Here is a 22,153-nt window from a genome sequence, read left to right as displayed (position 1 = left end):
TCTTAACCTCTGCCGGAGTTTCCCGATGCGCCTGCGGCTGTCCGCGCCGATCCTCGCCGCGCTTCTCGGCGCCCCGCTGCCGCTGGCGGCGCAGGACTGGTTCACCCCCGAGGCCTGCCTGGTGGGCGAAGCGGTGATCGACCGCAACATCCTGACGCCCGGGGCCGAGGCCCGCTGGGAGGCCGCGGCGGCACAGATACCGAACGGCACCGGCAAGCTGTGGCGGATCACCGCGGCCGGGGGCGAGGTGTCGCATCTCTGGGGCACGTATCACGTGCCGGATCCGGCGATTCTCGATCTGCCGGACGCCTTGCGCGAGGTGATCGCCGCGGCGCGGGTGGTGGCGCTGGAATTCGATCCTCTTGCCGACAGCCCGGCGGAATTGCGCCGCAGCTACGACCAGAACTGGATGTGGCTGCCCTTTCCGGCCGAGCCCGATCCGCGCACCGATATCCCGCAGCCCTGGCGCGATTATATCTACCAGCGTGCCGAAACCTTCGGCTGGATGCGCGATTACCTGCCGCAGATGACCGATGCGGGCGTTCTCAGCCTGCTGCTCGCCGATCCCTGCGCGGATTACCTGTCCGGCTTTCTGCCCGGGCAGGATTATTACATCGCGCAGCAGGCCTGGCTCGGCGGTGCGCAGGTGACGGGGCTGCAAAAGCCCTGGGAATTCGGCGATCAGCTCAACGAGCCGCACCGCGCGGCGGCGGCGCGGGCGGCGGTGCTGTCCTATGCGCTTTATCTGGGGCCGGAATCGGTGGAGAAGGGCGTGCGCGAGACCAGCTTCGCGCTTTACCGCGAGGGGCGGATCGGCCTTCTCGACGCCTGGTCCTCGGAATGGCTGCGCAACACCCTCGGCGAGGCGCGCGGGCGCGAAACCGAGGCGCTGGCGAACGGCTATCTGCTGATCGAGCGCAATGCGATGTGGATGGATGCTTTGCGCCCGCTGCTCGACGAGGGCGGCGCGCTGGTCGCGGTCGGCGCCTCGCATCTGCCGGGTGATCTGGGGCTGGTGGCCATGCTGCGCGACGCGGGCTACCGGGCAGAGCGCGTGACGCTTCCCGGCGAGAGGCCCTGACAGCCGCGCCCCGTCGTCCGGCGCCGGGAATATCTGAGGACAGATGAAAAGGGCTTGCGTCGCACTTTCACCGCCTCCGGGCGGGATACTTGCGGCAAGGTGAGCTCCGGCAGCACGTGACGCGGGCCGGCTCTCCTGCCCGCCCGAGCGCTTCTCGCTGCCACAGGACGCCTCCGGCGGGGGTATTTGTATCAGGATGAAAAGCTCTTTCATCCTGACCGAAATACCCCGGGGGAGTCTCCGAAGGAGACGGGGGCAGGGCCCCCTTTCCCGGCTTGCCGCAAGAAGCGGACGCTGAAAAGGGGGCTTCAGCCGCGGGGCTGGTCCGGCACCGGGCGGATGAAGCGGCTTTGCGGGCCTTCGGCAAGGTAGTCGCGCAGCGCGGCGGTCAGTTCGTCCACGCTGTCCACACTGCGGAACAGGTCATTGAGCGAGGGCGCGGCGAAGCCCTCGGCGATCACATGGTCGATCAGCGCGGTCAGCGGCCGCCAGTAGCCCCCGATGTCCAGCAGGAAGATCGGTTTGCCGTGCAGCCCGATCTGCGCCCAGGTCAGCACCTCGAAGAATTCGTCGAGGCTGCCCGCGCCCCCGGGCAGCACCACCACCGCGTCGGAGTTCATGAACATGACCTTCTTGCGCTCGTGCATGTCCTCGGTGATCACGAAGGTGGTCAGGTCGCGTTTGCCTTTCTCCAGCCCCAGAAGATGCACCGGGATCACCCCGAGCGCGGGGGCGCCCGCGCCCTGGGCGGCGCGTGCCACCTCGCCCATCAGCCCGACGTCGCCCGCGCCGTAGACCAGCCGCCAGCCCTCGCGGGCGATGGTCTCGCCGAAGGCGCGGGCGGCTGCGGCATGGGCCGGGTTGGTTCCGGGGCGCGAGCCGCAGAAGACGCAGATCGAGGGAAGCTGCATGGGAACTCCTGAATTCGGTTGCCAGCGGGGGCGATATCGGGGTTTTCTTAAGCGAAAAGCCGCAGCGATGCGATGGGAAACCGGGCGTTTGGCGGTGGCTGCGGCGAAGACCGGCCGGGACGGCGACCGGCCGGAAAGGGGAAGGCGATGAGGGCCTGGATGGCGATCGGCGCGGGTGCGCGCGGGGGGATTGTGGCGGTGGCCGCCGCCGGGGCGGTTCTGGCCGCCTGGCTGTTGCTGCGGCCCGGAGTTGTGGAGGGTCCGCCCGCGCAGAGGCTGGTTGCCGGCACGCCGGGGGCTGCCGAAATCCCGGCGGACGGCGCCGTGCCGGAAGGCAGTTCCGCGCCGTCCGGGCAGGAAGCGGGGGCCGAAACACCCGCCGCTGCGGAAGCCGGAATTTCTCCTGCCGTCCCCGCCGCGCAGGATCCGGCTGCCGCGGGGGGGGCCGAAATCCCTCTGCCAGCGGGTCTTTCGCCCGAACCCCTGGCTGAGCCTGTGCCGGAGACCGCCGGACCGCTGATCACCACCTGGCTCGTCACCCCCGGGGGACATGCCACGATCGCCGGGCGGGGCGAGCCGGGCGCGCGGGTCGGGATCCTGATCGACGGGGTCGCGGTGGCGGAGACGACCGTCACCCCGGGCGGCGAATTCGCGCTGGTCACAACGCTTGCGCCCGATCCCGCCCCCTCGCTGATGATGCTGGAGATGGAACTGGCCGACGGGCGGCGGATCCGCCCGGATCAGGTGGTGGCGCTCGGCCCGATCGCAGGACCGCCGCCTGCTGCCGCCGTGCCTGACGAAACCGTAGCGGCAGATGCGCCGCCCGACAGCGCGGTGCCCGCGGCGGAGGAGAAATCCGTGGCGCTGATGATCGGTGAGGAGGGGGCCGTCGCGCTGAACGGGGCCGCATCTGCGCTGCTGCCGGTGGCGGTCGAGACCATCACCTATCCCGCGCCAGGCCTCGTGCAGATCGGCGGCAGCGGGACGCCGGGGGCCTGGGTCCGGCTCTATCTCGACAATGCTCCCGCGGGCGGCGAGGCGAGGGTCGGGGCAGACGGCAAATGGCTCGCGGCGCTCGATGCCGTGGCGCCGGGGCTCTATAGCTTGCGGGTGGATCAGATCGACGAGGCTGGCAAGGTGACGGGCCGGTTCGAAACCCCGTTCCGGCGCGAGACGCCCGAGGCACTTGCTGCCGCAACGGACGAGACGCCCGCCGCGCAGGAAACCGCCGCGACCGGGGCAGGGATTGCGGCCATCGCGCCGCCGCCTGCCGCTGTGGAGGACACGCTCTCCGTCCCCGCCGGGGATTCTGTCGCGACCGCGGCGCCCGCGATGGGGCCGCCGGTCACGATCACGGTGCAGCCCGGCCATACGCTCTGGGCCATCGCGCGGGGCGAACTGGGAGAAGGGATCCTCTATGTCCAGCTGTGGGAGGCCAACCGCGACCGCATCCGAGACCCCGATCTGATCTATCCCGGCCAGGTCTTCACCATCCCGGGACGCTGATGCGCCGGGCGCTCTTCCGCCCTGACGGGCGTCATCGCTGAGCGAAGAGGCCCGTCAGGGCCGATGAGCGGCCCATGCAGGGTCAGCCGCGGTCCCGATCCGCCGCTTCCGCTTCGCCCGCGCCGCAGCCGCGGCAGCAGGCGATCACCTCGGGATCCTCGCCGCAGCAGTCGTTCAGCAGGTAACGGATCGTGGCGCCAAGGCCCTGCGCGTCCACCGCATAGATCACGTTGCGCGCGACCCGGCGCGAGCCGATCAGCCCCGCCTGTTCCAGCTGCGCCAGATGGAACGACAGCCGCGACGCCGACAGCCCGAGCGTGCGGGCGATCTCTCCCGCCGCCATGCCTCCGGCACCGGCCGCGAACAGCAGGCGGACCAGGTCCAGCCGGTCGCCGTGGGCGAGGGCGGACAGTGCGGCGAGGGCTTTACTCCGGTCCATCCTTCAACTATTCATGAACTCTTGAAATATGGATAGCCCCGCCGGGCCGGGAAAGCAAGCCTTCCCCTCCGGCCGCCATCTTCCGAAAGAACCTCATGCCCCGCCCTGACGAGTCCCTGCCCGCGAACGGCGCCGTCCCCGAATCTCCCCCCGCATCGACCCCCGGATCCACGCGGCCCGGCCCCGAGCCCGCCGCCAGCGGCTGGCAGACCATCGCCCGCGTGCTGCCGCATCTCTGGCCCCGCGACCAGGCCTGGGTGCGCCGGCGCGTGGTGATCGCCATGCTGTTCCTGATGGTGGCCAAGGTGGTCTCGGTGATCACGCCCTGGTTCTACAAGCTGGCGGTGGATGCGCTGACCGGCGAGGGCGCAACCGATCCTGCGCGGGTCATGGCCATCGGCGCCATCGGCCTTGTGGTGGCCTATGGTCTCGCCCGGCTCGGCGCGGTGGCGTTCCAGGAATTGCGCGATGCGGTTTTCGTCCGCGTCGGCCAGCGCGCGCTGCGCCGCCTCGCGCTCGATACCTTCAGCCATATCCACCGCCTCAGCATGCGCTATCACATCTCGCGCCGCACCGGCGGCCTCTCGCGCATCATCGAGCGCGGCGTGAAGGGGGTCGAGTTCCTCCTGCGCTTCCTGCTGTTTTCCATCGGGCCGCTGATCCTCGAACTCACGCTGATCACGCTGATCTTCGCCTTCGCCTTCGGCTGGAGTTACGCGGCGGTGGTGGCGGTGACCATCGCGATCTATGTCTGGTTTACCTTCAAGGTCACCGAATGGCGGGTGAAGATCCGCCAGGAGATGAACGACCAGGACACCGACGCCAACCAGAAGGCGGTCGACAGCCTGCTGAACTATGAAACCGTCAAATATTTCAACGCCGAAGCGCGCGAGGCGGCGCGCTACGACGGTGCGATGCGTCTCTACGAGGCGGCGGCGGTGAAGACCGGGCTCTCGCTCTCGGCGCTCAACATCGGCCAGACGCTGATCATCACCCTCGGCCTTGTGGCGGTGATGGTGATGGCGGCGGCGGGGGTGCAGGCCGGGCGGCTGACGGTGGGCGATTTCGTCATGGTCAACGCCTATATGATCCAGATCACCATGCCTCTGGGCTTCCTCGGCACCGTCTACCGCGAGATCCGCCAGGCCCTGGTCGATATGGGGCAGATGTTCGGCCTCTTGTCGCAGCCCGCCGAAGTGACTGACGCGCCCGGGGCAGAGCCGCTGGCTGTGCAGGGCGGCGGGATCGAGTTCGATGCGGTGCGCTTCTCTTACGATCCCTCGCGCGAGATCCTGAAAGGCGTGAGCTTCCGGGTGGAGCCGGGCCAGACGCTGGCGCTGGTCGGCCATTCCGGCTCGGGGAAATCCACCGTGGCGCGGCTGTTGTTCCGTTTCTACGACGTGACCGGCGGCAGCATCCGCATCGACGGCCAGGACATCCGCGAGGTGACGCAAAGCTCGCTCCATGAGGCGATCGGCGTGGTGCCGCAGGATACGGTGCTGTTCAACGACACCATCCGCTACAACATCGCCTATGGCCGCGAGGATGCCACCGATGCCGCGGTCATCGCCGCCGCCCGGGCCGCGAAGATCCACGATTTCATCGAAAGCCTGCCCGAGGGCTATGAGACGATGGTGGGCGAGCGCGGGCTGAAACTCTCGGGCGGCGAGAAACAGCGGGTGGGAATCGCGCGCACCATCCTGAAGAACCCGCCGATCCTGATTCTCGACGAGGCGACCTCGGCGCTCGACACCCAGACCGAACGCTCGATCCAGGAGTCGCTGCGCGAAATGGGCCAGGGCCGCAGCGTGATCACCATCGCGCACCGGCTGTCGACCATCGCCGAGGCCGATCTGATCCTGGTGATGGAGGCCGGGCGGGTGATCGAGAGCGGCACCCATGAGGAGTTGCTGGCCCGCAGCGCCCGCTATGCCGCGATGTGGGCGCAGCAGCGCGCCGAAGAGGAAGAGGCGGCCTGAGCACCCTTGGGCCGGCGTCGGCCCGAGGGCGGGGATATTGCGGCAGGATGAACGGCATGGGCCCGCGCCTGCGGGTCCGCTCGCCTGATCCCGTCCGGCGGAAGGATCCGGATCAGGTGTAGCATGCGTCTTCGCCGGGCGGTTGGCCGGGGCCGAAAGGGCGCCGCCCGCTCGCCAGGGGGGGGTGAGAGTCCGCGTTCCTGCCGGACCGGTCGTCTGTGGAACGCGGCGGATGCCTCCGGCGGGGGTATTTGGATCAGGGTGAAAGCATAAGAGCGGGGATGGGGTCGTATGCTTTCATCCTGATATAAATACCCCGGGGGTGAGCGCCGCAGGCGCGAGGGGGCTGCGCCCCCTTTGCGAGGTCGGGTTCTCCGCACGGGGGCGGGGTATTTTCCCTTTGACGCCCCCGGGCGGCGCAGCGAGACTGGCGGGCAGAGCCCGGGTCTTTGCGATGTTTCGCCGCTTTCTCTTTGTCGCTGTGTTTCTTTTCGGTCAGGCCGCCGCGGCCATGGCCGAGAAGCGCGTCGCCCTGATCCTCGCCACCGAGGATTACCGCCACCTGCGCCCGCTCTCCAATCCGGTGAACGATGCCCGGGCGATGGAGGATATGCTCAAGGCCCTCGGCTTCGAGGTCTGGACCGAGACCGACCGCGATCTGCGGCGGATGCGCCGCGCGCTGGAGGATTTCCGCGAGGACGGGGCGGGGGCCGATCTGGCGCTGGTGTTCTACGCCGGCCATGGCGTGGCGATCGACGGGGTGAACTACCTTCTGCCGACCGATGCCGAGGCGAAATCGGTCGCGGGGCTGACGGGTTCGGCGCTGCCGCTCTCGGAGGTGCAGGAGACGCTTGCCGCGGTTTCGGCGAATGCGGTCTTCCTGCTCGACGCCTGTCGCGACGATCCTTTCGCGGGGCAGGGCACGCCCGACCCCGACGGGCGCGGCGCGGTGGCGCTGGCGGACGACCCGCCCGAGGCGGCGAAGCCCGTTCCCGGCCTTGGCCGGATCGGTCGCGCCGACGGGGTGGTCTTCGCCTTCGCCGCCGCCCCGGGCGAGACCGCCTCGGACGGGACCGGGAAGAACTCGCCCTTCACCGCCGCGCTTTTGCGCCATTTCGCCACCAAAGGGGTGGAACTGAAATCGGCGCTGACGCTGGTGCAGCAGGATGTCTACGACCGCTCGCGCGGGCGTCAGCTGCCCTATATCGAAAGCGGCCTGCCGCGGCTCCTCTATATCACCGGCAAGGGCGATCTGCCCGAACGCGAGCTTCTGCTGCTGGCGATGTCGGAATTCACCCCCGAATTGCGCGCCGAGGTTGAGCAGATGGCGGCGGTGAACGACATCCCGCTGGCGCCGCTCTACCGCGCGATGATCTCGGGCAATCTGAAATCCGCCCCCGCCGAAGACCGCCGCGGCAAGCTGGAAGAGGCGGCGCGGGCCTATATGGCCTTCCAGTCGGATCTGATGAAATACGCCTCCGACGATCCGCGGGTGGCCGATCTGCGGGCGAAGGCCGAGGAGCTTGCGGCGCTCGGCTCGCAGGAGGGCGCGCGCGAACTGCTGACCGAGGCCGCCGGGATCGACGCGCAGGCGCGGGTGGCGACGCGCGAGACGAATATCATCCGCACCCTGTCCGAGGCTTCGACCCATATCATGAACGCCAATGTCGCGCGCACCGCCCTGCGCTACGACCTGGCGATCGGCGATCTGACCCTCGCGGCCGAGCTTTACACCGGGATCCGCGCCGATCTGCCCGACCGCGAGGCGAAACTGGCCTATGCCGTGGCGATGGGGGATCTGGGCGATCTCTATCAGGTGGCCGGGAACAGCTACGGCGCGCTCGGGGCTTATCTCTCGCAGGTCGATTTCCTTGAGGCGATGTCGCGGGCCGAGCCCGAAGACACCGGCTGGCAGCGCGAGCTGATCTGGGCACGCCAGGCGGTGGGCGAGGTGATGATCCAGCAGGGCCATCTGCGCGAGGCCGAGGACAGCTATATCCGCGCCTATGAGGCGGCACTGGCGCTGCGCTCGCAGGCGCCCGACGATACCGATCTGATGCGCGAGGCGGCGCTGCTGTCGAACAGCCACGGCCTTGTGCGCTATCTGCTGGCCGATTACCAGGCGGCGCTGGTCTCGCATGAGGAGGCGCGCGAGATCTTCCTGCTGCTGCTCGACCTCGACCCCGAAAGCGTGACCGCGCTCCGCGACGTTTCCTACACCCATGAGCGGATCGGCGATGTCCATGCCGCCATGGGCGATTACGAGAGCGCCCGCGCCGCCTTCGACGTTTCGCTGGAGCTGACGCAGCGGCTGGTGGACCGTTTCCCCGACGACCAGGACCTGCGCCGCGATCTTTCGGTCAGCCTGGAGCGGCTTGGCGACATGATGTTCGCCGAAGCCGATTACGACACCGCGCTGGCGATCTACAACGAGGCGCTCAGGATCCGCGAGGAACTGGCCGAACTCGACCCCGGCAACACGCGGCGGCGGCGCGATTCCTCGGTCGCCTGGGAGCGGATCGGCGATATCCATCTGGGGATGGGCGATGTCGGCTCGGCGATGATGGCCTATCAGCATTCGCAGGGCCTGCGCGAAAGCCTGAGCGAACTCGACCCGCAGAATGCGGTCTGGCTGCGCGATCTGTCGAACTCCTGGGAGAAATTCGGCGAATTGCACATGAAAGAGGGCGATCCCGCGGGCGCGCTGGAGGCCTTCGGCAAAAGCCGCGAGCTGCGCGAGGCGATGGTGGCCATCGACCCCGGCAATCTGCCGCGCCAGCGCGATCTGGCGGTGGCCTATGGCAAGATGGCGCTGGCCTCGATGGGGATGGGCGATTACGACGCGGCGCTGGCGCTGTTTCAGCAGGCGCTCGACCTGCGCCGCAGCCTTGTGGAAAGCGACCCGCGCGTGGCGCAATACCGCCGCGACGTGGCCGCTTCGCTGGTCGATATCGGCGATCTGTATCTGGGCCTCGGCGATGCCGCCACCGCGCGCGGCTATCTCGACGAGGCGATTGCGATCCGCGAGGCGCTGCTTGCGGAAATGCCCGCGGATCACCTGTCGATGCGTGAACTGGCGGGGGCGCTGAACCTGCAGATCGGGGCGCTGGTGGCGCTGAACGAGGCCGCCGCCGCGGTGCCGCTCGGCCAGCGTTCGGTCAGCCTGATGGAACAGATCGCAGCGATGCGCCCGCTCGATCCGCTGGTGCCGGGCGAGCGGGTGAGTGCCGCGAACCGGCTGGGCCAGGCCTTTTTCGCCGCCGGGGATCTGGCCTCGGCGCTGCGGGCCTATCGCGACATGGCGGCGCTGGCCTATGCGATCTCCTCGGAGGATCCCTGGAGCGTTCCCGCCGCGCGCGACTACGCTTTTGCGCTGGAAAAGGCCGGCGAGGTGCTGTTGGCGATGCAGGATTATCCGGCTGCGCGGGTGGAGCTGGAGGCCGGTATCGCCCTGCGCCGCTGGATCGCGGGCCAGGTGCCGGATTCGCCCGATGACCAGCGCAACCTCGGCTATGCTTTGCGCCACCTGGCGGACAGCTGGTATTTTGAAGGCAATTACGAGCAGGGCCGCCCGATCGAGGAGCAGTCGCTGGCGATCATGCGCTGGATCGCCGGCACCCGGCCGGAAGATGCGATGAATCTCGTGGAACTGGCCGACGGACTTTACCGCGCCAGTTTCTATTATCAGGACGGCTCGCTTCTGTTGCAGGAGGCAATCGGCGTGCTGGAGGCGCTTGAGGCCGGGGGACGGATGCCCGACGGCCCTTATCGCGACCGGATCGCGCTGTATCGCGAAAGGCTGGAGGGGCTGTGAGGCCCGCGCGGCTTTCGTCTGAGCCCGCCGGCCGGGACTTGGCAATCCGGCGGGAATCCCTGTAAGACGAGGCGAGACAAAGACCAAAGGCAGGAAGGCCCCGGCCCGTGAGCAATCCCGACAGCTTCATCGACGAAGTCAGCGAAGAACTGCGCCGCGACCGGCTCTATGGGCTGTTCCGCCGTTACGGCTGGATCGGCGGCGTGGTGATCCTGGTGATCGTCGGCGGCACCGCCTTCACGCAATGGTCGAAGGCGCGCGAGGCGGCACGGGCCGAGGGCTTCGGCGATGCGCTGATCGACGCGCTCGACACCGGCTCGCCCGAGGCGCGGCGCGAGGCGCTGGCCGCGGTGCCCGCGACCGGAACCCAGGTGGTGATCCGCGATCTGATCGCGGCCTCGGACCCGGGCGAGGACCGCGAGGCCACGCTCGCCGCGCTGGATGCGGTGATCGCCGATACGACGCTGGCGCCGGCCTGGCGCGATCTGGCGATTCTGCGCCGGGTCGGGGTGGCCGGAGCGGATATGCCGCTGGCCGAACGGCGCGCGTCGCTTGAGGGTATCGCGGGCGCGGGCCGGCCCTACCGGGCGCTGGCGGCGGAACAGCTTGCCTACCTTCTGATCGAGGAAGGCGACAGCGCCGGGGCCATCCAGGCGCTGGTGGCGCTGACCACGGCCGAGGATGCCGGCGCCAGCCTGCGCGCGCGCGCGGGCCAGGTGGTCACCGCGCTCGGCGGCGCGCCTGCGGTTCCGGCTTCGGCCGGGGCAGAGGCGGCGGCGCCCGCGGCGGAAGAACAGGAAGACTGACGCCCGCGCGGCGGCCAGAGCGAAGAAGACGGAAGGGGCAGGACCTGGACATGGAACGGCGGATCGGCTGGCTGACGGGTGCGGCTCTGGGACTGGCGCTGCTTGGCGCTTGCGGCGAGCGCGAGGTGATCCTCTCGGGCGAACGGATCGACGTGCGCGACGTGCTGGAGGGATCCTCCTCGCGCGATGCGGCTGCTGTGCGCGGCTCGGCCGCGATCAGCCTGCCCGGGCAGCAGCAGAATGCCGAATGGGCGCAGCGCGGCGGCAATGCCCGCCACCACGCGCCCCATGCCGCGCTCTCGGCCGCGCCCCGGCTGATCTGGGCGACATCGGTGGGCGAGGGCTCGTCGCGCCGCGCCCGCATCGCGGCCGCGCCGGTGGTGGCGGGTGGCCGCGCCTTCGCGCTGGATGCGGCGATGGTGGTCTCGGCGGTGTCTGCCTCGGGCGCGCTGCTGTGGCAGGCCGACCTCACGCCCACCACCGACCGCGGCGGGCGGGTTTCGGGCGGCGGGCTCGCCGCCGAGGGCGGGCGGCTCTACGTCAGCACCGCTTACGGCGAGATCGTCGCGCTGGACGCGGCCTCCGGCGCAGTGGCATGGCGCCAGCGCATGGATGCGCCGGTTCATGGCGCCCCCGCGGTGGCGGATGGCGTGGTCTATGCCACCGGCCGCGACGGCGCGGCCTGGGCGCTGAATGCGGCCGACGGCAAGGTGGTCTGGCATGTGACCGGAACCCCTGGCCTCGCGGGCTATCTCGGCGCGGCGGCGCCCACGGTGGGCGAGCGTGCGGTGATCTTCCCCTCGGGCGCGGGCGATCTGATCGCGGTGCTGAAGATTGGCGGCGGCACCAAAGTCTGGCAGGAATCCATCGCGGGCCGCCGCCCCGGCATCGCCTATGGCGAGGCCCAGGACGTGACCGGCGACGCGGCGCTGGTGGGCGACCGGCTCTACACCGGCACGGCCGCCGGGCGCACCGTTGCGCTCGACACGGCCTCGGGCGAGCGGATCTGGTCGGCCGAGGAAGGTGCGCTCGGGCCGCTCGCGGTGGCGGGGGGATCGGTGTTCCTCGTCTCCGACGAGGCGCGGCTGGCGCGGCTCGATGCCGCGACGGGCGCGGTGATCTGGGCGGTCGATCTGCCCTATTACACCGCCGAGAAAGTCCGCAAGCGCAAGGACATCACCGCCCATTACGGCCCGGTGCTGGCCGGCGGGCGGCTCTGGGTCGCCTCGGGCGACGGCGTGCTCAGGGGCTTTTCGCCCACCGACGGCACCCTGGTCGCGACAACTGAGATCCCCGGCGGCGCGGCCAGCCAGCCCGCGGTTGCGGGTGGCACGCTCTATGTTGTGTCGAACAACGGCCAACTTCTGGCTTTCCGCTGAACGCTTTCGCGTGTAAGGCCGCTGGCTTCAGGAGAACTGTTGCGCCATGAGCTTTACCCTCGCCATCGTCGGCCGTCCCAATGTCGGCAAATCCACGCTTTTCAACCGGCTGGTGGGGAAGAAGCTGGCGCTGGTCGACGACCAGCCCGGGGTGACGCGCGACCTGCGCGAGGGCGACGCGCGGCTGTTCGATCTGCGTTTCACCGTGATCGACACCGCAGGGCTTGAGGAAATCACCGACGACAGCCTCCAGGGCCGCATGCGCCGCCTGACCGAGCGCGCGGTCGAAATGGCCGATATCTGCCTGTTCCTGATCGACGGCCGGGTGGGGGTGACGCCCTCGGACGAGACCTTCGCCGATATTCTCAGGAAGAAAAACGCCCGGGTGATTCTCGGGGTGAACAAGGCCGAGGGCCGCGCGGGCGAATCCGGCGCGCTGGAAGCCTACAGCCTCGGCCTTGGCGAGCCGGTCCGGCTTTCCGCCGAGCACGGCGAGGGGATGGACGACCTCTACCACATGCTGCGCCCTCTGGGCGACGAATTCGCCGAACGCGAGGCCGAGACCCTGCCGCTGACCGACCTCGACATCCCCGAGGACAGCGAGGAGGAAGACGACGAGGAAGCCTGGCGCCCCTCGGCCGTGAAGCCCCTGCAAATCGCGGTGATCGGCCGGCCCAATGCCGGGAAATCGACGCTGGTGAACCGCATCCTCGGCCAGGACCGGATGCTGACCGGCCCCGAGGCGGGGATCACCCGCGATGCGATCTCGGTCAGGGCCGACTGGATGGGCACGCCGGTGCGGATCTGGGACACCGCCGGGATGCGCAAGAAGGCCCGCGTCACCGACAAGCTGGAAAAGCTCTCGGTCGCCGACGGGCTGCGCGCGGTCCGATTCGCCGAGGTGGTGGTGGTTCTGCTCGACGTGGAGATCCCCTTCGAGACCCAGGACCTGCGCATCGCCGATTTCGCCGAGACCGAGGGCCGCGCGGTAGTGGTGGCGGTCAACAAATGGGATCTGGAGAGCGAGCGCCAGGAGAAGTTGGCGGAACTCAAGGAGATGTTCGAGCGCCTCCTGCCGCAGCTGCGCGGCGCGCCGCTGGTCACCGTCTCGGGTAAGACCGGGCGCGGCATGGACCGGCTCCACGACGCCATCCTGCGCGCCCATGCCACCTGGAACCGCCGGGTGCCGACGGCGCGGCTGAACTCCTGGCTCTCGGCGATGACCGAGGCCCATCCGCCGCCCGCTCCCGGCGGCCACCGCATCAAGCTGCGCTACATCACCCAGGCCAAGACCCGCCCGCCGGGCTTCGTGATCAAATGCTCGCGCCCCGAGGAGTTGCCGGAAAGCTACAAACGCTATCTGGTCAACGGCTTGCGCGACCATTTCGACATGCCCGGGACGCCGATCAGGATCTTCCTGCGCGGTCAGGGCGAGCAGAACCCGTTCAAAGAGCGCAAATTCCACACGCCATCGCGGCTGAGGAAACACACCGGCAAGCAGGTGAAGAAGTAAGAAAGGGGGCTGCTCGCCCCCTCGCCGCCTTCGGCGGCTCACCCCTCGGGATATTTTCAGACAGAAAATGAGGCGAGACGCCTTCGATCATTTTCTGTCTCTAAATATCCCCGCCGGAGGCATCCGCGCCGCAAGGCGCGGACCTCTTTTGTGCCGGCCGGCCGGGCGGGCGGGACTCTGGCTTTCCTCTTGCGCAACCATCTATGCGTAGCAGGCGAGGGGCCGGGAACCGGCCCTTGCTCTTTTCCTCAGACCAGCGCGCCGTCAGAGCTGATGCGGGTTTTGCCACCGAGGTAGCCGTGCAGCGCCGCGGGGATTTCGACCGAGCCGTCCTCCTGCTGACCGTTTTCCAGCACCGCGATCAGGGTGCGGCCGACCGCGAGGCCCGAGCCGTTCAGCGTGGCGAGGAACTCGGGCTTGCCGCCGCCCTCGGGGCGGTAGCGCGCGTTCATCCGCCGGGCCTGGAACTGGCCGCAGGTCGAGACCGAGGAGATTTCGCGGTAGCGGTTCTGCCCCGGCAGCCAGACTTCCAGATCATGGGTCTTTTGCGCGCCGAAACCCATGTCGCCGGTGCAGAGCAGCACGACGCGGTAGGGCAGGCCCAGCTTTTGCAGGATCGCTTCGGCCTGGGCGGTCATGCGCTCATGCTCGGCCAGCGCGGTTTCGGGGGTGCAGAGCGTCACCATCTCGACCTTTTCGAACTGGTGCTGGCGCAGCATCCCGGTGGTGTCCTTGCCCGCCGATCCGGCCTCGGAGCGGAAGCACTGGGTATGGGCGGTCATGCGGACCGGAAGCGCGCGCTCATCAAGGATCTCGCCCGCGGCGCTGTTCGTCAGCGTGACCTCCGAGGTCGGAATCAGCCACCAGCCGTTGGTGGTCTGATAGCTGTCCTCGGCGAATTTCGGCAGTTGGTTGGTGCCGAACATCGCCTCGGATTTCACCAGAACCGGAGTCCAGACCTCGGTCAGCCCGTGTTCCTCTACATGGGTGTCGAGCATGAACTGCGCCAGCGCCCGGTGCAGCCGGATCACCGCGCCTTTCAGCACCACGAAACGCGCGCCGGAAAGTTTGGCCGCGGTCTCGAAATCCATCCCGGGCTTCACGCCCGGAATGTCGAAATGCTCGCGCGGCGCGAAAGAGAGCGCGCGCGGCTCGCCCCAGCGACGGATCTCGACATTCCCGTCCTCGTCGGCGCCTTCCGGCACCTCGGCGAGCGGCAGGTTCGGCACGGTGGCGAGCTGATCCTTCAGCGCGCGGTCCTCGGCATCGGCCTCAAGGGTCAGCCGGGCGATCTCGGCCTTTTTCTCGGCCACCAGCGCGCGCAGGCGCTCGAATTCGGCATCGTCACCGCGGGCCTTCGCGGCGCCGACCTCTTTCGAGGCGCGGTTCTGCTCGGCCTGGGCGGTCTCGGCGGCGAGGATCTTCGCGCGGCGGCTCTCATCCAGTGCCAGAAGCGCGGGCGACAGCGGCGCGAGGCCGCGGCGCGACAGCGCGGCGTCGAAGGCGGCCGGGTTTTCGCGGATCATGCGGATGTCGTGCATGGCTGGTCTCGCTCTCTCGCTCTGGCGGGTCTTTTTCGCTTCGGCGCGCTTATGCCAGATGCCGCGCGGCGGGAAAAGGGCGCGAAGCGCCTCACGCCCGCGTGGCTTGCCGGGCTTTCCGTCGCGGTTCCTCTGGCGCAAGCGGCAAAAACCGCTTACATGGCCACTCATCCGGGAAGCGCGGGCCCCGGCCGCCGCCGCCCCAACCAGTCACACGCAGGAGAGACCCCGCATGTTCGTCACCCCCGCTTTCGCCCAGGCTGCCGGTTCCGGCGGCGCAAGTTCCGCCATCGCCTCGTTCCTGCCGCTGATCCTGATCTTCGCGATCATGTATTTCCTGATGATCCGGCCGCAGCAGAAGAAGGCGAAGGAACACCGCGCCATGGTCGAGGCCCTGCGCCGCGGCGATCAGGTCGTCACCCAGGGCGGGATCGTCGGCAAGGTCACCAAGGTCCAGGAAGACGGCATGGTCGAGGTCGAGATCGCCGAGGGCGTCAAGGTCAAGGTGGTGCGCCACACGATCACCCAGGTGCTGAACAAGACCGAGGCGGCTTCGGCCTGAGCCCCGGCCTTGCCCCGGCGACGGGGCCCGATCCGGCCCGGTTCCCGGCGGGGACCGGACGATATCAAAGTCAGAGGCAGACATGACGCCGACAGCGACCTGGAAACGTGTTCTCATCCTGCTGGTCTGCCTCTGGGGCATGATCGCGGCCCTGCCGAACGCCTTCTATTCCCGGGTGGAAACCCATAACGATGCCGCGGCCGCAGTGCAAAAGGCCGATGGCGTGGCCACGGCGGAACAGGCCGCCGATCTGACGCTCTGGCCCGACTGGCTGCCCTCGGCGCTGATGCCGCTCGGGCTCGATCTGAGGGGCGGCGCGCATCTGCTGGCGCAGGTCCAGGTCGAAGACGTCTACAAGGTGCGGATGGACGGCTACTGGCCCGAGGCGCGCGACGCTTTGCGCGACATCCGCGATCAGGTGGGCGCCGTGCGCCGTGCGCCGTCCCCCGAGGATACGCTTCGGATCACCATCTCGAACCCGGAAAACATCCAGGCGGCGCTGGCGGCGGTGCAGAAACTGGCGACGCCGGTGATGACGCTGACCGGGGCAGGGGCCTCGGACATCACCGTCTCGGCCGAAGGCGCCGATATCGTGATCCGGCTGACCGATGCGGAAAAGACCGCGACCGACGACCGCACCATGCAGCAAAGCCTTGAGATCATCCGCAACCGGGTGGACCAGGCCGGCACGCGCGAGCCCACCATCCTGCGCCAGGGCAGCGACCGGATCCTGATCCAGGTGCCGGGGATCGGCTCGGCGGCAGAGCTGAAATCGCTGATCGGCACCACCGCGAAGCTGACCTTCCATCCGGTGGTTTCAACGACCACCGACCCGGGCGCCAACCCGGGGCCGCGCAATCTGCTGCTGCCGGCGCGCAATCAGCAGGGGCTTTACTATATCGTCGAGGAAACCCCGGTCGTCACCGGCGAGCAGCTGGTCGACAGCCAGCCCGCTTTTGATGACCGCCAGCGCCCGGCGGTGAGCTTCCGCTTCGATTCCTCGGGCGGGCGGCGGTTCGGCGATTATACCGCCAACAACATCGGCAAGCTCTTCGCCATCGTGCTCGACAACGAGGTGATCTCGGCGCCGCAGATCCAGACCCATATCGCCGGCGGCGCGGGGATCATCACCGGCCAGTTCACCGTCGAGGAAACCACCGAACTCGCGGTGCTTTTGCGCGCGGGGGCGCTGCCCGCCAGGATGGAATTCCTGGAAGAGCGGACCATCGGCCCGGAACTGGGCGCGGATTCGATCGAGGCCGGCAAGAAGGCCGCGATCATCGGCATGATCGCGGTTCTGGTCTATATGGTGGCCTCATACGGCATGTTCGGCTGGTTCGCGAATGTCGCGCTGGTTCTGAACGTGATCATCCTGGTCGCGCTTTTGTCCGCCATCGGCGCCACGCTGACCCTGCCGGGTATCGCCGGGATCGTGCTGACCATGGGGATGGCGATCGACGCCAACGTGCTGATCTTCGAGCGAATACGCGATGAGCTGCGCGAGGGCGCGTCCCCGCACCGTGCCTGTCAGGCCGGGTTCGAGCGCGCCTTCTCGGCGATCATGGACGCCAATATCACCGCGCTGATCACCGGCTTCATCATGTTCTGGATCGGCTCGGGTCCGGTCCGGGGCTTTGCGGTGACCTTCACGCTGGGCGTCATCACCTCGATGTTCACCGCCGTCTATGTGACGCGGCTGGTGATCGAGCTTTATATGAACCGCAGACGTCCGAAGACGATCGTGGTGTAAGGGGAGAATGCAGTCATGGCATGGCGTCTGAAACTCGTCCCCGAAAAGACCAGCTTCGACTTTTTCCGCTATCAGATCGTCACCTTCGGCGTTTCGATCTTCATGATCCTCGCCTCGCTGGTCCTGGTGGCGGTGATGGGCCTGAACTTCGGCGTCGACTTCAAGGGCGGCACCACGATCCGCACCGAATCGTCCAGCCAGGTCGATGTCGGCGTCTATCGCGAGGCGCTGGCGGCGCTGAACCTGGGCGATGTCTCGATTTCGGAGGTCCGCGACCCGGCCTTCCGTCCCGATCAGCATGTGGCCCAGGTCAGGATCGGTGCGCGCGAGGGCGAAGAGGCGGTCACCCCGGAGATGATCGCCGAGGTCGAGGCGGCCTTGCAGGCGGTCGATCCGGCGGTGGTCTTCGCGGCGGTGGAATCGGTCGGCCCCAAGGTCTCGAACGAGCTGATCTGGAAGGCGGTTCTCGCGGTGGCGGCAGGATCGGCGGCGATCCTCGTCTATATCTGGATGCGGTTCGAATGGCAGATGGCGGTGGGCTGCGTCGCCGCGCTGTTGCATGACGTGATCGTGACGGTGGGGATCTTCGCGCTGTTCCAGTTGCGCTTCGATCTGTCCATCGTCGCGGCGCTGCTGACGATCTTGGGCTATTCGGTCAACGACACGGTGGTGATCTTCGACCGGCTGCGCGAGAATCTGGCCAAATACAAGAGCATGCCCCTGCGCGAGATGATGAACCTCACCACCAACGAGACGCTCTCGCGCACGGTGATGACCGCTTCCTCGACGCTGCTTGTGCTGATCGTGCTGCTGGTCTGGGGCGGCGACGTGATCCGCGGCTTCGTCTTCGCCATGGTGCTGGGGGTGCTTCTGGGCACCTGGTCGACGCTCTATATGGCGAAAAACATCGTGCTTTATCTGGGCGTGGACCGCGGCGACAAGCCCAAGAAGACGGGCGGCAGCGAATTCGCCGATGTCGAGGCGTAAGCCGCGATGCGGCTGACCGAGATCAGCTATGGCCAGGCCCAGCCCATTGCGGGCTACGGGCCCGGCTTCTTCCGCGTCAGTGAGCATGTGCTGCGCGGCGCGAGCCTGATCACCCCCTGGGATGCCGGCCCCTGGGGCGGGCTTGAAGACAGCGCGTCGATCCTGTCGCTGGACGGCCGGATCGACGTGCTGCTTCTGGGCATGGGCAAGGATATCGCCCATCCGCCCGCGGCCTTCCGCGAGGCGCTGGAAGCCGCGGGAATCGGGGTCGAGCCGATGTCCTCTCCGGCCGCCTGCCGCACCTATAACGTGCTGCTCTCGGAAGGACGGCGGATCGCCGCGGCGCTTCTGCCGGTGGGATGAGGCAAAAATCTTCGAAGATTTTTGCAAATTCCTTCGAAGGAATTTGTTCCGGCGGGTGAATGCGTTAAGGCAATGCCATGGAACTGGTGATCTCGGATCTGGCGGTGTCGCGCGGCGGGCTGGTCGTGCTGGAGGGCATGAGCTTTACGCTCTCTCCCGGCGAGGCGCTGATCCTGCGCGGCTCGAACGGGGTGGGCAAGACCACGCTTTTGCGCACCGTCGCCGGGCTGCAACCGCCCGCGGCGGGCCATGTCTCGGCCCCGCCTGAAAGTCTCGCCTACGCCAGCCACGCCGACGGGCTGAAATCCGCGCTGACGGTGACCGAGAATCTGGCCTTCTGGGCCGCGGTTCATGGCCTCGGGCGCGACCGGCTGGAGCAGGCTCTGGAGGCGATGGACCTGATGCGGCTGCGCGAGCGGCGCGCGGCGCAGCTTTCGGCCGGGCAGAAGCGCCGGCTCGGCCTTGCGCGGATGCTGGTGACGGGGCGGCCGGTCTGGCTGCTCGATGAGCCCACCGTCTCGCTCGATCAGCAATCGGTCGGGCTGTTTGCGCGGGTGGTGCGCGGGCATCTGGCGGCGGGCGGCTCGGCGCTGATCGCCACCCATATCGACCTCGGCCTTTCCGAGGCGCGGGTTCTGGAGCTGGACCCGTTCCGCGCCGAGGCCCGGCCCTCGGTCGCCGCCGGTTTCGACGATCCTTTCGCCGAGGCCATCGCATGAATGCGCTTCTGATCCGCGATCTGAAACTCGCCTTCCGTGCCGGCGGCGGCTTCGGCCTCGGGCTTGCCTTCTTCCTGCTGGTCGCGGTGCTGGTGCCGCTCGGCGTCGGTCCCGAGGGCGGGATCCTCGCCCGGATCGCGCCCGGCATCCTCTGGGTCGGCGCGCTGCTCGCCTGCCTTCTCAGCCTCGACCGCATTTTTGCCCTCGATTTCGAGGACGGCAGCCTTGATCTGCTGGCGACTGCCCCCTTGCCGCTGGAGGGCGCGGTGGCGATGAAGGCTTTCGCGCATTGGCTGGTGACGGGGCTCGCGCTGACGATCCTGTCGCCGGTTCTGGCGGTTCTGTTGAACCTGCCCGCGCAGGGTTACCCCTGGCTGGTGCTGTCGCTGGTCGTCGGCACGCCCGCGCTTTCCGTCATCGGCGCTTTCGGCGCGGCGCTGACGGTGGGGGTGCGGCGCGGCGGGCTTCTCCTGTCGCTCTTGGTGTTGCCGCTCTACGTTCCGACGCTGATCTTCGGCGCCGAGGTGGTGCGGCGCGGCGCTGAAGGGGCGGCGACCGGGGTGCCGCTGGCGCTGCTCGCGGCGATCACCACCGGATCGGCGGCGCTGCTTCCGTTCGCGGCGGCTGCGGCAATCCGTGTCAACTTGCGCTGAATCAGTTCATCTTACAGACGGTTGCGCTATATAGCAGCCCAAGGGAAAACAGCGGAACGCCATGTCGATCTGGGAATATGCCAACCCCAAGAAGTTCATGCAGGTCTCGGGCCGGGTTCTGCCCTGGCTGACGGGCCTTGCCGCCCTGACTTTGAGCCTGGGCCTGGTCTGGGGCTTCTTCTTCACGCCCGAGGATTACAAACAGGGATCGACCGTCAAGATCCTGTTCCTGCATGTGCCCGCCGCGATGATGGCGATCAACGCCTGGGTGATGATGCTGGTCGCCTCGCTGATCTGGGTGATCCGCCGCCACCATGTCTCGGCGCTGGCGGCGCGGGCGGCGGCGCCGGCGGGGCTGGTGTTCACCCTGATCGCGCTGGTGACCGGCGCGCTCTGGGGCCAGCCGATGTGGAACACCTGGTGGGAATGGGATCCGCGGCTGACCTCGTTCCTGATCCTGTTGCTGTTCTACCTCGGCTATATCGCCTTGTGGTCGGCGATCGAGGATCCCGACACCGCCGCCGACCTGACCAGCGTTTTGTGCATGGTCGGCTCGGTCTTCGCGGTGCTGTCGCGCTATGCGGTGAAGTTCTGGAACCAGGGCCTGCACCAGGACAGCACCATCCTGAAGGTGGGCGAAAGCGACCCGCTGGACGCGGCCTATTACGTCCCCCTGGTGGTCTGTATCGCCGGATTCGTGCTGTTCTTCGTGGTCATGGTGCTGGTGCGGACCCGGATCTGGATCCGCGCGCGCCGTCTGGGGGCGCTGCTCGCGCGGGAGAGGATGGGATGATGCCGGATCTGGGCAAATACGCTTTCGCGGTGCTGGGCTCTTATGGCGCGACGGCGCTGTTGCTGGCGGGCCTGGTCGGGTTCACGCTCTGGCAGCGGGCACGGGTGAAGCAGGCTTTGGCCGAGGCCGAGGCGCGGCTGGAGAAGACGGATGTCCGGTAAATGGCTGATCGCGCTGCCGCCGGTGCTGTTCGCGGGGCTGGCGGTGCTGTTCTGGGTGGGGATGCAGCGCGACAATCCGGGCGAGCTGCCCTCGACCTTTGTCGGCCGCCCCGCCCCGGTGCTGCCCGCGACGGCGCTGCCGGGCACGCCGCTGCTGAGCGCGGAAGACCTGCGCGCGGGTGAGGTGACGGTGGTGAATTTCTGGGCCTCCTGGTGCCCGCCCTGCCGCGCCGAGCATCCGGTGTTGCAGGCGATGGCCGACAAGGGCATCCGGGTGGCCGGGGTGAACATGATGGACAAGGAGGCCGACGCGCTTTCCTATCTGGAGGGCGCCGGCAATCCGTTCTTCGCCATCGCCACCGATCCCGATGGGCGCAATCGGGTGGAATGGGGCGTGTCGGCCCCGCCCGAGACCTTCATCGTCGCGGGCGACGGCAGGGTTTTGTTCAAATTCACCGGCCCGCTGGTCGGCACCGATTATGAGGCCCGCTTCATCCCCGCGCTGGAAGCGGCGCTGAACTGACGCGGCGCATGGGGAGAGCCCGGCGCTTTGGCCGGGGCTGTCTGCGTGTAGCCCGATCCCTGAAGCAGGCGGCGCGATGAGGCGCCGGGGAGCCAGTCTTGCCTGCTGCTGACGGTCGGGGCGAGCATGGCCCGCTCGCTTTCTGCGAGGGCGGAGCAAGTGCCCGGCCATGCTCATCGCGTTGCTCTTCGCTTGTCTGCCCGCGGCCGGAATGGCCGGGCCACAGCGCCCGGATACCGGCTGTTTCACCTGTCTTTACGAACGGGTGGGCGCGGCGCCTGCGCGGATCCCGACCTGATGCGGATCGACCCCCGAGCCAGGAGGCCGGGGCCTCGTTTTGCGCCGCTGCGAAGGCGGCGAGAGCGCTATGCTGCGCCCTGCGAGTTATGCGGATGTGCCGAACCTGCTGACCAGCGATTGGAATCTCGTGCTCTGGTGCCGCTCATTCAACGGTCACGGCGATTCCACGATCCTGTCCTGCGGCGCCGGAGACGGTCTGCGGTTCACCCTCTGGTCGGTGATGGGCGTCCTCACAGCGGATTGCGGTGGCTGGTGTTTGGGGCGCGCGCCGCTCCGGCCGCATGGGTCGTGAGAGTCCGTTGCCCAGCCCGCCGCTCTTCCGCCCTCACGGGCGTCATCGCAAGCGAAGAGGCCCGTGAGGGCCGAAGAGCCC

General features: G+C 68.4%; 19 protein-coding genes. 16 read left to right on the top strand and 3 right to left on the bottom strand.

Features of this window, described 5'->3' with window-relative positions; all coding sequences use genetic code 11:
- The first annotated feature begins 25 nt into the window (after nt 1-25).
- Complete coding sequence (locus XINFAN_RS13135; protein ID WP_124087325.1) at nt 26-1,081, top strand: TraB/GumN family protein; 1,056 nt, start codon at nt 26-28, stop codon at nt 1,079-1,081.
- A 308-nt stretch (nt 1,082-1,389) separates the two neighbouring features.
- Here the strand turns inward: XINFAN_RS13135 and XINFAN_RS13130 are convergent, their stop codons facing one another.
- A complete protein-coding gene (locus tag XINFAN_RS13130; protein WP_124087324.1) occupies nt 1,390-1,992 on the bottom strand; it encodes an LOG family protein in 603 nt (200 codons plus the stop codon).
- A gap of 495 nt (nt 1,993-2,487) precedes the next feature.
- On the opposite strand from XINFAN_RS13130, the gene XINFAN_RS13125 reads away from it, so the two are divergent.
- Entirely contained in the window at nt 2,488-3,498 is a 1,011-nt protein-coding gene (locus XINFAN_RS13125) for a LysM peptidoglycan-binding domain-containing protein (protein ID WP_160144612.1), read from the top strand.
- 82 nt (nt 3,499-3,580) lie between these two features.
- On the opposite strand, the gene XINFAN_RS13120 is transcribed toward XINFAN_RS13125, so the two are convergent.
- Nucleotides 3,581-3,937: an ArsR/SmtB family transcription factor gene (locus XINFAN_RS13120; protein WP_124087322.1), complete on the bottom strand. Its 357-nt coding sequence runs from the start codon at nt 3,935-3,937 to the stop codon at nt 3,581-3,583.
- Between the two features lie 95 nt (nt 3,938-4,032).
- Here XINFAN_RS13120 and XINFAN_RS13115 point away from each other — a divergent pair, with 95 nt between their 5' ends.
- The 5 genes from XINFAN_RS13115 to der all read left to right on the top strand — a co-directional run bounded on the left by XINFAN_RS13115 (nt 4,033) and on the right by der (nt 13,428).
- On the top strand, nt 4,033-5,916 hold the full coding sequence (locus XINFAN_RS13115) for an ABCB family ABC transporter ATP-binding protein/permease (RefSeq protein ID WP_124087321.1): 1,884 nt from the start codon (nt 4,033-4,035) through the stop codon (nt 5,914-5,916).
- Between the two features lie 511 nt (nt 5,917-6,427).
- Entirely contained in the window at nt 6,428-9,730 is a 3,303-nt protein-coding gene (locus XINFAN_RS13110; protein ID WP_160144611.1) for a caspase family protein, read from the top strand.
- Nucleotides 9,731-9,837: 107 nt separating this feature from the next.
- On the top strand, nt 9,838-10,536 hold the full coding sequence (locus XINFAN_RS13105; RefSeq protein ID WP_233352206.1) for a hypothetical protein: 699 nt from the start codon (nt 9,838-9,840) through the stop codon (nt 10,534-10,536).
- A gap of 50 nt (nt 10,537-10,586) precedes the next feature.
- The gene (locus XINFAN_RS13100; protein WP_124087319.1) at nt 10,587-11,915 is read left to right on the top strand and encodes an outer membrane protein assembly factor BamB family protein; all 1,329 of its coding nucleotides are present in this window, start codon (nt 10,587-10,589) and stop codon (nt 11,913-11,915) included.
- 46 nt (nt 11,916-11,961) lie between these two features.
- Nucleotides 11,962-13,428: a ribosome biogenesis GTPase Der gene (der, locus tag XINFAN_RS13095; protein WP_124087318.1), complete on the top strand. Its 1,467-nt coding sequence runs from the start codon at nt 11,962-11,964 to the stop codon at nt 13,426-13,428.
- A gap of 248 nt (nt 13,429-13,676) precedes the next feature.
- Here the strand turns inward: der and serS are convergent, their stop codons facing one another.
- A complete protein-coding gene (gene serS / locus XINFAN_RS13090) occupies nt 13,677-14,969 on the bottom strand; it encodes a serine--tRNA ligase (protein ID WP_124087317.1) in 1,293 nt (430 codons plus the stop codon).
- 232 nt (nt 14,970-15,201) lie between these two features.
- Between serS and yajC the strand changes: the two genes are divergently transcribed.
- The 9 genes from yajC to XINFAN_RS13045 all read left to right on the top strand — a co-directional run bounded on the left by yajC (nt 15,202) and on the right by XINFAN_RS13045 (nt 21,480).
- Nucleotides 15,202-15,531: a preprotein translocase subunit YajC gene (yajC, locus tag XINFAN_RS13085; RefSeq protein ID WP_124087316.1), complete on the top strand. Its 330-nt coding sequence runs from the start codon at nt 15,202-15,204 to the stop codon at nt 15,529-15,531.
- Nucleotides 15,532-15,613: 82 nt separating this feature from the next.
- A complete protein-coding gene (gene secD, locus XINFAN_RS13080; RefSeq protein ID WP_124087315.1) occupies nt 15,614-17,281 on the top strand; it encodes a protein translocase subunit SecD in 1,668 nt (555 codons plus the stop codon).
- Between the two features lie 15 nt (nt 17,282-17,296).
- Complete coding sequence (gene secF, locus XINFAN_RS13075; protein ID WP_124087314.1) at nt 17,297-18,268, top strand: protein translocase subunit SecF; 972 nt, start codon at nt 17,297-17,299, stop codon at nt 18,266-18,268.
- A 6-nt stretch (nt 18,269-18,274) separates the two neighbouring features.
- Nucleotides 18,275-18,631 (top strand): Mth938-like domain-containing protein, encoded by a 357-nt coding sequence (locus XINFAN_RS13070; protein ID WP_124087313.1) that lies wholly within the window; start codon nt 18,275-18,277, stop codon nt 18,629-18,631.
- Nucleotides 18,632-18,708: 77 nt separating this feature from the next.
- A complete protein-coding gene (gene ccmA / locus XINFAN_RS13065) occupies nt 18,709-19,350 on the top strand; it encodes a heme ABC exporter ATP-binding protein CcmA (protein WP_124087312.1) in 642 nt (213 codons plus the stop codon).
- Nucleotides 19,347-20,003 carry a heme exporter protein CcmB gene (ccmB, locus tag XINFAN_RS13060; protein WP_124087311.1) on the top strand — a complete coding sequence of 219 codons (657 nt, stop codon included), beginning with the start codon at nt 19,347-19,349 and terminating at the stop codon, nt 20,001-20,003. Before ccmA ends, ccmB begins: the two co-directional genes overlap by 4 nt.
- A 61-nt stretch (nt 20,004-20,064) precedes the next feature.
- The gene (ccmC, locus tag XINFAN_RS13055; protein WP_124087310.1) at nt 20,065-20,796 is read left to right on the top strand and encodes a heme ABC transporter permease CcmC; all 732 of its coding nucleotides are present in this window, start codon (nt 20,065-20,067) and stop codon (nt 20,794-20,796) included.
- The gene (gene ccmD / locus XINFAN_RS13050; RefSeq protein WP_124087309.1) at nt 20,793-20,957 is read left to right on the top strand and encodes a heme exporter protein CcmD; all 165 of its coding nucleotides are present in this window, start codon (nt 20,793-20,795) and stop codon (nt 20,955-20,957) included. Before ccmC ends, ccmD begins: the two co-directional genes overlap by 4 nt.
- Nucleotides 20,947-21,480, top strand: coding sequence for a DsbE family thiol:disulfide interchange protein (locus tag XINFAN_RS13045; RefSeq protein ID WP_124087308.1), 534 nt, complete (start codon nt 20,947-20,949; stop codon nt 21,478-21,480). The genes ccmD and XINFAN_RS13045 overlap by 11 nt, the downstream gene beginning before the upstream one ends.
- Nucleotides 21,481-22,153 lie beyond the last annotated feature (673 nt).

It is taken from the genome of Pseudogemmobacter humi (assembly GCF_900609055.1).
Lineage (GTDB): Bacteria > Pseudomonadota > Alphaproteobacteria > Rhodobacterales > Rhodobacteraceae > Pseudogemmobacter > Pseudogemmobacter humi.
The sequence above is the reverse complement of the archived record's forward strand: the minus strand, read 5'-3'. Positions and strand labels throughout refer to the sequence as shown.

What these genes read in the sequence shown, in the direction of transcription:
- XINFAN_RS13135 (WP_124087325.1), top strand. Translation starts at nt 26, where the DNA reads ATGCGCCTGCGGCTGTCCGCGCCGATCCTCGCCGCGCTTCTCGGCGCC.
- XINFAN_RS13130 (WP_124087324.1), bottom strand. Translation starts at nt 1,992, where the DNA reads ATGCAGCTTCCCTCGATCTGCGTCTTCTGCGGCTCGCGCCCCGGAACC.
- XINFAN_RS13120 (WP_124087322.1), bottom strand. Translation starts at nt 3,937, where the DNA reads ATGGACCGGAGTAAAGCCCTCGCCGCACTGTCCGCCCTCGCCCACGGC.
- XINFAN_RS13115 (WP_124087321.1), top strand. Translation starts at nt 4,033, where the DNA reads ATGCCCCGCCCTGACGAGTCCCTGCCCGCGAACGGCGCCGTCCCCGAA.
- XINFAN_RS13110 (WP_160144611.1), top strand. Translation starts at nt 6,428, where the DNA reads ATGGCCGAGAAGCGCGTCGCCCTGATCCTCGCCACCGAGGATTACCGC.
- XINFAN_RS13100 (WP_124087319.1), top strand. Translation starts at nt 10,587, where the DNA reads ATGGAACGGCGGATCGGCTGGCTGACGGGTGCGGCTCTGGGACTGGCG.
- der (WP_124087318.1), top strand. Translation starts at nt 11,962, where the DNA reads ATGAGCTTTACCCTCGCCATCGTCGGCCGTCCCAATGTCGGCAAATCC.
- serS (WP_124087317.1), bottom strand. Translation starts at nt 14,969, where the DNA reads ATGCACGACATCCGCATGATCCGCGAAAACCCGGCCGCCTTCGACGCC.
- yajC (WP_124087316.1), top strand. Translation starts at nt 15,202, where the DNA reads ATGTTCGTCACCCCCGCTTTCGCCCAGGCTGCCGGTTCCGGCGGCGCA.
- secD (WP_124087315.1), top strand. Translation starts at nt 15,614, where the DNA reads ATGACGCCGACAGCGACCTGGAAACGTGTTCTCATCCTGCTGGTCTGC.
- secF (WP_124087314.1), top strand. Translation starts at nt 17,297, where the DNA reads ATGGCATGGCGTCTGAAACTCGTCCCCGAAAAGACCAGCTTCGACTTT.
- XINFAN_RS13070 (WP_124087313.1), top strand. Translation starts at nt 18,275, where the DNA reads ATGCGGCTGACCGAGATCAGCTATGGCCAGGCCCAGCCCATTGCGGGC.
- ccmA (WP_124087312.1), top strand. Translation starts at nt 18,709, where the DNA reads ATGGAACTGGTGATCTCGGATCTGGCGGTGTCGCGCGGCGGGCTGGTC.
- ccmB (WP_124087311.1), top strand. Translation starts at nt 19,347, where the DNA reads ATGAATGCGCTTCTGATCCGCGATCTGAAACTCGCCTTCCGTGCCGGC.
- ccmC (WP_124087310.1), top strand. Translation starts at nt 20,065, where the DNA reads ATGTCGATCTGGGAATATGCCAACCCCAAGAAGTTCATGCAGGTCTCG.
- ccmD (WP_124087309.1), top strand. Translation starts at nt 20,793, where the DNA reads ATGATGCCGGATCTGGGCAAATACGCTTTCGCGGTGCTGGGCTCTTAT.
- XINFAN_RS13045 (WP_124087308.1), top strand. Translation starts at nt 20,947, where the DNA reads ATGTCCGGTAAATGGCTGATCGCGCTGCCGCCGGTGCTGTTCGCGGGG.